Consider the following 8,548-nt stretch of genomic DNA (forward strand, 5'->3'; position numbering starts at 1 on the left):
TTTGCGTTTGTCCATCACCCTGCCCTCCTTGGCCATCTCCCTCCCAATTAGTGCACTCCACCCCACACGACAAGTCGCGCTAAGTTTGCGCGCACACGGGCAAAACCTTGCGAGATGCGTTCAAACCGCCTAAAGCCTGATACAACAGGTAAATACGGATAAAGGACCGACCATGACAAAACTTATGGAAGGCAAACGTGGCCTCATTATGGGCCTCGCCAACGACAAATCAATCGCTTGGGGCATTGCAAAGGCTTTGGCGGAACACGGTGCGGAGCTTTGCTTTTCCTACCAAGGCGAGCAACTCAAGAAACGCGTAGACCCATTGGCCGCGCAACTTGGCTCCGATTTCGTCGTGCCGTGTGACGTAACCGACGGGGCATCCGTCGATGCGCTCTTTGCCGATATCGAAGCGCGTTGGGGCAAGATCGACTTTATCGTCCACGCCATCGGGTTCTCCGACAAGGCCGAACTGCGGGGCCGCTATGTCGACACCACCCGCGATAACTTCAACATGACGATGGACATCTCCGTCTATTCCTTTACCGCCGTGGCTCAACGCGCCGCCAAGCTGATGACGGATGGTGGCTCGATGATCACCATGACGTATTACGGCGCCGAACGCATTATGCCGCATTACAATGTCATGGGCGTGGCCAAAGCGGCCCTTGAGGCCTCCGTGCGCTACCTCGCCGAGGATCTGGGCAAAGACGGCATCCGCGTGAACTCCATCTCCGCCGGTCCGATCAAAACACTCGCCGCGTCGGGCATTGGTGATTTCCGCTATATTATGAAGTGGAACGAATACAACTCGCCCCTGCGCCGCAATGTGACAATCGACGATGTGGGCGGCTCGGCGCTCTACCTCTTGTCCGATCTGTCATCGGGCGTCACGGGCGAGACGCACCACGTTGATGCGGGCTACCACGTTGTCGGCATGAAAGCCGTCGACGCCCCCGACATCACAAAGGGCTAACGGCACGCCGCCTTTAAAGTACCATACCCCGAGGGCCCGTTGTGCAACGCGGCCCTCGGACTTCATGTGAGACAGGCCGCCTTATGACGCTGACCATCTTTTTGTCCATTCTCGCCCTGCATTTCGTCGCCGCGATGTCACCTGGCCCCTCATTTGTGGTGTCCGTGCGCACCGCAGCCTCCGAAGGGTTTCGCCCCGCAGGCGGGCTTGCGGTCGCTTTTGGCCTTGGCGCGGTGATCTGGGCAATGGCCGCGATGTTTGGACTGGCCTTGATGTTTGAAGTGGTGCCACGCGCCTATGTGGCGTTCAAAGTGGCGGGGGGGCTGTTTTTGGCATGGATCGGATATAAAACCATCCGTCACGCCCGCGATCCTTTGCCCGATGTGGTCACCTTGGCCACGCCACGCTCCTTGGGCAACGCCGTTCGCCTCGGGTTGTTCACACAGCTCGCCAATCCCAAACCCGCGATCTTTTTTGGCGCGGTTTTTGCCGGTCTGATCCCGCAAGGCACGCCCCTTCCCGTTCTTGCGGCCCTGCTGTTTTTCGTCTTTGTTAACGAAACCATGTGGTATGTGTTTGTCGCGCTTGTTTTTTCGCGCAAAAAGGCCCGCACGGCTTACGGGCGCGCTAAACTTTGGACCGACCGTATCTTGGGTGGCATGATTGCCGCTTTTGGACTAAAAATCGCTACAACCTAATGCTCATCTCTAGAAAGAACCTCACATGACCGATCCGCTTTTGCCGCACGAAAAAGGCTTTCACGTCTCTTGGGACCAAATCCACCGTGACAGCCGCGCATTGGCGTGGCGCCTTGATGGCAAAGGCCCCGATGATGGCGCATGGCGCGCAATCGTGGCGATCACCCGTGGCGGCATGGCCCCCGCGATGATCATCGCCCGCGAGTTGGACGTGCGCACGGTTGATACCATCTCGGTCAAATCCTACGACCACCAAGACCGCTCCGAGGCCAAAGTGCTCAAAGCGCCCGACGCCGACATGATGGGGGACGGCACCGGCATCTTGATCATTGACGATCTGGTGGACAGCGGCAAAACCCTTGAGCTGTGCCGCGAACTCTACCCCAACGCCCATTTCGCAACGGTCTACGCCAAACCCCAAGGCCGCCCACAGGTCGACACCTTTGTCACCGAAGTCAGCCAAGACACATGGATCTTTTTCCCTTGGGATATGGCCCTGCAATATGTGCAGCCCTATCGCGGCAAAGACTAAAACCCGCGCGCAAGGTCAAACGGGGAAATCCGAAACGCGAGACGTTCCGGTTCGCGCGCAAAACGCCGCCCCACGGCGTTTTCTCACCGCGCTCATCCCTTGGGATATGGCCCTGCAATACGTGCAGCCGTACCGCGGCAAAGACTAAAACCCGCGCGCCACACACACCATAATGCCCAACGCCTTCGCCCCTGCGCGAGGGCGTTTTGCGTTGAATGCCCCTCTTTGTGTGCGCGGCCATTGTCAGTCCGCTGCGCGCTGCCTAAGTATAAATCAACGGATGATTTGACGCTTAGGAGCCCCTAATGGCCACCACAACGCCCCTGCCTCTTGCCACCCCGATGGCACGCACCTCCCGCTCTCCGATTGTCGAGGCACAGTCATGGGTTGCGGGCAAAACCTTTGCGCCAGATCGCCCCTTGCTCAACGTGTCCCAAGCCGCACCGATGGCCCCGCCCCCGTTGGCGTTACGCCAAGAAATCGCACGTCTCGCGGTCGAAGATGACGAGGTGCACCTGTACGGAGCTGTTTTGGGCCTAGACGCTCTGCGCGCCGAACTCGCCCAACAGGTCAGCACCACCTATCACGCACAGGTCAACGCCGCAGATATCGCCATCACATCAGGCGCGAACGAGGCCTTTACAGCCGTGATGTCGACACTGGCGGCGAGCGGTGATGAGGTCATCCTTCCAACCCCTTGGTATTTCAATCATAAAATGTGGTGCGACATGGCGGGCGTCACCGCCGTGCCCCTGCCGACAGGCGCGGATATGCTGCCCGATCTGGAACAGGCGGCAAGCCTCATCACACCGCGCACCCGCGCCATTGTCCTCGTCACGCCCAACAATCCCGCAGGCGTTGAATACCCATCCGAGTTGCTGACAAAGTTCTACGTTTTGGCGCGCACACACGGGATTGCCCTCGTGGTCGACGAGACATACCGCGATTTTGACGCCCGCGAGGGCGCGCCGCATATCTTGCTGCGTCAACCGGACTGGCGCGACACATTGGTGCAAATCTATTCGTTTTCAAAAGCTTACCGCCTCACGGGGCACCGCGTTGGCGCCCTCACCGCCGCGCCCGAGCGGCTGTTACAGGTCGAAAAATACCTCGATACAGTCACCATTTGCCCCAACCAGCTTGGCCAACGCGCGGCCCTTTGGGGGATGCAGAACTTAGGCGACTGGCTTGCGGGCGAGCGCGCCGAAATCCTGAAACGCCGCCGCACGCTTGAGGACGGGTTCGCACCACTTGCCGCAAAGGGCTGGACGCTTTTGGGCACCGGCGGTTTTTTCGCCTATGTCGCCCACCCGTTCGATATGGCGTCAAGTGCGCTTGCGCCGTGGCTCGTCGATCATGCGGGCGTGCTGGTCTTGCCTGCCACATTCTTTACCCCTGCGGGGGATCCGCGCGGCGCGCGCGAGCTGCGCATTGCCTTTGCCAATCTCGACTGTGACGCGATCACGGACCTTTTAGAGCGTTTGCAACAGATTGATCCATGATCCGCGCCAATCTGGCTTGCGGGTCCGCCACGAACCGCCTAGACATTTCGCCACAGTTAAGGAGAGACCAAGAACATGGCGAGCGGTAAAGGCAGCGGCGGAAAAGTAATCGCAATGGGCATTGTAGGCCTATTGATCTTGGGTCTTGGCGGCTTTGGGGCCACCAATTTCGGCGGCACCGTCCGCAGTGTTGGCGCGGTCGGAGACCAAGAGGTCGACCTCAACGTCTACGCCCGTGCTTTGCAAAACGAATTGAGCGCCCTTGAGCAACAGACCGGACAACAAATCACGATCGCCCAAGCCACGCAGCTCGGCGTCACCAACCAAGTGCTCGACGGTCTTTTGACACGCGCCGCCCTTGACGGTGAATTGGCGCGCCTTAGCATATCCGTAGGCGACGACGAAGTGCGCCGCACACTTATGAGCATTTCCGCCTTCCAAGGTGTTGACGGGACATTCGACGCCGACACCTATAAATTCGCCATTGAGCGCCTTGGTCAGACCACGAACGAATTCGAAGACTCCTTGCGCAGTGATACCGCGCGGGCGTTGCTTCAGGGGGCATTGGCCACTGGCGTTGTCATGCCGGACGCCTACGCCAAAGTGATCGTGGACTGGCTCGGAGAGCGGCGCACCGTGAGCGTTGCAAGCCTGACCGCCGTGGATCTCGACACACAAGTGGAACAAGCCACAGACGCGCAAATCACCGCGCAATATGAGGAAAACGCGGCCGCCTACACCGCGCCAGAGACGCGCGATGTGACCTATGCGTGGCTGTCCCCGACCATGATTTCCGACAGTGTCGAGCTGGACGAAGCCAGCCTACGCCAAATCTACGACAACAATATCGCCGCCTACATTCAACCCGAACGCCGCCTCGTGGAGCGTCTGGTGTACGGCAATGATGCCGATGCACAGGCCGCAGCCGACCGTATTGCGGCGGGCGAAACCACATTCGACGACGAAGTGACCGCACGCGGTCTGTCCCTTGCCGATATCGATTTGGGTGACGTCGCACCAAGTGACATTGGCGTCGCTGCCGATGCAGTCTTTGGCGCGCAGGAGCTTGGCCTTGTCGGTCCTGTGATGTCCGACCTTGGACCTGCATTGTTTCGCGTAAACGGCGTGCTTGAGGCCTCTGAAATCGCATTCGAGGATGCGCGCGACGATCTGGCCAAAGAGATGGCAACCGATGCCGCGCGCCGCGAGATTGGTGATCTGCTTGAAACCCTCGACGACCTGTTGGCCTCTGGCGCCACACTTGAGGAATTGACGGCAGAGACGGCGATGGAGTTGGGCCAAATGGACTGGTCCACCGCATCCGAGGACGGGCTTGCCTCCTACGCGACCTTTGTCACAACCGTTCAGGCCGCCCAAGTCGGTGATTTCCCCGAGATTATTGAACTGTCCGATGGTGGCATCTTTGCCCTGCGCCTCAATGCGATAAACCCCGCCGCCGTGCGCCCGTTGGATGAGGTGCGCGACCAAGTGGCCGCAGATTGGACCGCAAGCGAGACCGCGCGCCTGTTGAACGCCCGCGCAATCGATATCCAGACCGAAGTGGCCGCAGGCACCGCAATGGACGCGCTTGGCCTGCCTGTCGAGACCTTTGCGGATATCACGCGCCGCGATTTCATCTCCACAATGCCACAAGGGTTCATTGACGCGGTATTCGCTCCGGGTCTGGCGCTCGGGGCGACAACTGTGATCACAGGTGCAGACCGTGTTGTGATCGCAAAAGTGGACGCCGTGCAGCCGCCCGATGCCAACACCGAGATGGACGAGATTGCCGCGAGCTACGCCGAGCAAGCCGCACAGGGTGCCGCCCAAGACGTGATCGCCGCCTTTGCAAACGCCATGCGTGTGCGTGATGGCGTCACCGTGAACCAAGCGGCACTCAACGCCGTGCATGCCCAAATGCCCTAAGGCGTTCCACCGTCTATAGAAAGTCGAACCGATGGCCACGTTGATCCCGTCCTTTTCCGAGTTTGAAGCCGCGTATGAGGCGGGCCAAAACCAAGTCGTCTACGCCAAAGTGGCCGCTGATCTCGACACGCCCGTGTCGATCATGCTCAAACTGGCAGGCGCGCGCACCGACAGTTTCATTCTCGAATCTGTGACAGGCGGAGAAGTGCGTGGACGCTATTCCATCATCGGGATGAAACCCGATCTGGTGTGGAAATGTGAGGGCACGCTGTCGTCCATCAACCGCAATGCGCGCTTTGATGCGGACGGATTTGCGGCCCAAGAGGCGGATCCGCTTACGGCCATTCGCGCCCTGATCGACGAGAGCAAGATTGATCTGCCGCCCGAACTGCCGGCGTCCTGTGCGGGTCTGTTTGGCTATCTTGGTTACGATATGATCCGTCTTGTCGAACACCTGCCTGACGTGAACCCCGACCCGATCGGCCTGCCCGATGCGGTATTGATGCGCCCGTCCGTGGTGGCCGTTTTGGATGGCGTCAAAGGCGAGGTGATGATCGTATCGCCCGCATGGACAGGCTCCGGTCAATCCGCCAAAGCCGCCTATGCCCAAGCCGCCGAACGGGTGATGGACGCGCTACGCGATCTCGAACGCGCCCCCGTTGAGGTCAGCCACGATTTGGGCCAAGAGTGGAGCGCGCCGCCGCCCCAGTCCAATTTCACCCATGAGGGTTACCTACAAGCCGTTGAAAAGGCGAAAGAGTACATCACCGCAGGGGACATCTTTCAAGTCGTTCCCGCACAGCGTTGGACACAAGAGTTCCCGTTGCCGCCCTTTGCGCTTTATCGCTCCTTGCGCCGCACCAACCCCTCGCCGTTCATGTTCTTTTTCAACTTCGGCGGCTATCAGATTGTCGGTGCCTCCCCCGAAATTCTCGTGCGTGTGTTCGACGGCGAGGTGACCATTCGCCCGATCGCAGGCACCCGCAAACGCGGCGCCACCCCCGCCGAGGACAAAGCCCTCGAGGACGATCTGCTGTCGGATCAAAAGGAATTGGCCGAGCACCTGATGCTGCTCGATCTGGGGCGCAACGACACGGGCAAAGTGTCCAAAATCGGCACGGTGCGCCCGACTGAGGAATTCATCATCGAGCGGTATTCCCACGTGATGCACATCGTCTCCAACGTGGTGGGTGAATTGTCCGACGACCATGATGCGCTGTCGGCCCTGCTTGCGGGCCTGCCTGCCGGCACCGTGTCAGGCGCGCCCAAAGTGCGTGCGATGGAGATCATCGACGAGTTGGAACCCGAAAAGCGCGGCGTCTATGGCGGCGGCGTGGGATACTTTTCCGCGGGTGGCGACATGGACATGTGCATCGCGTTGCGCACCGGTGTGATCAAAGACGAAAAGCTCTATATTCAGGCGGGCGGCGGCGTGGTTTATGACAGCGACCCACAGCTTGAGTTCGAGGAAACAGTCAATAAATCCAATGCCTTGCGAATGGCCGCCGCAGATGCGGGACGCTTTACAAAGACCGGAAACCGCTAATCTCCTCTACGCGAACATCAGACATACAACAGGGCGCGGGACCATCGGTCACCGCGCCCTGTTTTGTGTTCCGCGACAGGCGTTAAAGCGGCAGTTCCGTCGTGTATTTGATCTCTTCCATCGAGAGGAGCGCCGTCACATTATAGATCGTGACCTCCTCAATCAGCGCCTGATAAAACGCGTCATAGGCTTTGGCATTGGTCACACGGACCTTGAGAATATAGTCGATTTCTCCGGCCAAACGATGCGCCTCCAACACCTCTGGACGCGCCTTTAGCACCTGTAAAAACTTCTCCTGCCACCCCGCCTCATGGGCGTTTGTGCGCACCAAAACAAAGAAACACGCCTCAAGGCCGAGGCTCTCAGCATCCAGAATAACCGTCTCTTTGCCGATCACCCCGTTCTCGCGCATTTTGCGAATACGATTCCATACGGGTGTCTTTGACGAGCCCACAATCTTGGCGATTTCGTCCAAAGACTGGCTTGCATCATGTTGCAGCTCCCGCAAGATTTTCCGATCCATCTCATCAAGTTGGACACTCATTTCGGTTTTCTCCCTTTTGGCGGAACACGAGCCTAGCGCATCGATGGCTCTAGAACAAACACCCTTATTTCCTCAGGCACCTGTCCAAATTATGGAATAATGTTCTAAATTATGGGTAAGAAATCGCAAGTGGAAAACCCTCATGGCCCGTCCTTTTACGCCCAAAGTCGTCACCGCCAACGCCCTTCTGGATGGCGATGTTATCTATCTCGACGCCAGTGGCGCGTGGGTGCGTGCGCTCAACGATGCGGCCCTTTTTGAGGATGCCGAAACGGCGGAGGCCGCATTGGCGCGCGCGACCAAAGACGGGATGCAGGTTGGGGCCTATCTGGCCGATGCAATCAGCGGCGCAAATGGCCCTGAGCCCACGCATTTTCGCGAAGACTTCCGCCGCACAGGACCGTCCAACTACGCCCACGGCAAACAAGTGACAGGAGCCGACCATGTATAAGTATAACGACTTTGACGCCGCATTCGTCCGCGCGCGCTGTGCGCAGTTTCGCGGTCAGGTTGAGCGGCGTGTTGACGGCTCCCTGACCGAAGAGGAGTTTCGCCCCCTGCGCCTGATGAACGGTCTGTACCTGCAATTGCACGCCTATATGCTGCGCGTGGCGATTCCCTATGGCACGCTCAACCCCGATCAAATGGACCAATTGGCCTATATCGCCGACACATGGGACAAGGGGTACGGACACTTCACCACCCGTCAGAACATCCAATTCAACTGGCCAAAATTGCCGGATGTGCCCGATATGCTGGATGCGCTCGCGGACGTGGAAATGCACGCGATCCAGACCAGTGGAAACACCATCCGTAACGTGACG

8 protein-coding genes and 1 pseudogene are annotated in these 8,548 nt (G+C 58.9%); 8 read left to right on the forward strand and 1 reads right to left on the reverse strand.

Features of this window, described 5'->3' with window-relative positions:
* Positions 1-172 precede the first annotated feature (172 nt).
* The 6 genes from fabI (at position 173) to trpE (ending at position 7,180) form a co-directional block, all read left to right on the forward strand.
* On the forward strand, positions 173-976 hold the full coding sequence (gene fabI, locus ACTG34_RS12625) for an enoyl-ACP reductase FabI (RefSeq protein WP_342842716.1): 804 nt from the start codon (positions 173-175) through the stop codon (positions 974-976).
* An 83-nt stretch (positions 977-1,059) separates the two neighbouring features.
* Positions 1,060-1,674, forward strand: a complete 615-nt coding sequence (locus ACTG34_RS12630; protein WP_439105242.1) for a LysE family translocator — start codon at positions 1,060-1,062, stop codon at positions 1,672-1,674.
* Between the two features lie 25 nt (positions 1,675-1,699).
* Positions 1,700-2,206, forward strand: coding sequence for a xanthine phosphoribosyltransferase (gene gpt / locus ACTG34_RS12635; protein WP_439105243.1), 507 nt, complete (start codon positions 1,700-1,702; stop codon positions 2,204-2,206).
* Between the two features lie 305 nt (positions 2,207-2,511).
* On the forward strand, positions 2,512-3,708 hold the full coding sequence (locus tag ACTG34_RS12640) for an aminotransferase (RefSeq protein ID WP_439105245.1): 1,197 nt from the start codon (positions 2,512-2,514) through the stop codon (positions 3,706-3,708).
* Positions 3,709-3,783: 75 nt separating this feature from the next.
* Positions 3,784-5,634 carry a SurA N-terminal domain-containing protein gene (locus ACTG34_RS12645; RefSeq protein ID WP_439105246.1) on the forward strand — a complete coding sequence of 617 codons (1,851 nt, stop codon included), beginning with the start codon at positions 3,784-3,786 and terminating at the stop codon, positions 5,632-5,634.
* Between the two features lie 31 nt (positions 5,635-5,665).
* Positions 5,666-7,180: an anthranilate synthase component I gene (gene trpE / locus ACTG34_RS12650; protein WP_439105247.1), complete on the forward strand. Its 1,515-nt coding sequence runs from the start codon at positions 5,666-5,668 to the stop codon at positions 7,178-7,180.
* Between the two features lie 82 nt (positions 7,181-7,262).
* Here trpE and ACTG34_RS12655 read toward each other — a convergent pair whose 3' ends face one another.
* The gene (locus ACTG34_RS12655; RefSeq protein WP_062218830.1) at positions 7,263-7,724 is read right to left on the reverse strand and encodes an Lrp/AsnC family transcriptional regulator; all 462 of its coding nucleotides are present in this window, start codon (positions 7,722-7,724) and stop codon (positions 7,263-7,265) included.
* 142 nt (positions 7,725-7,866) lie between these two features.
* On the opposite strand from ACTG34_RS12655, the gene ACTG34_RS12660 reads away from it, so the two are divergent.
* Both ACTG34_RS12660 and ACTG34_RS12665 read left to right on the forward strand, forming a co-directional pair.
* Positions 7,867-8,175 (forward strand): DUF2849 domain-containing protein, encoded by a 309-nt coding sequence (locus tag ACTG34_RS12660; protein WP_439105248.1) that lies wholly within the window; start codon positions 7,867-7,869, stop codon positions 8,173-8,175.
* A pseudogene (locus tag ACTG34_RS12665) lies at positions 8,168-8,548 on the forward strand (nitrite/sulfite reductase); the annotation flags it as partial. The gene ACTG34_RS12660 and the pseudogene ACTG34_RS12665, both read left to right, overlap by 8 nt.

Source organism: Celeribacter marinus, assembly GCF_965656515.1.
GTDB classification, from domain to species: domain Bacteria; phylum Pseudomonadota; class Alphaproteobacteria; order Rhodobacterales; family Rhodobacteraceae; genus Celeribacter; species Celeribacter marinus_D.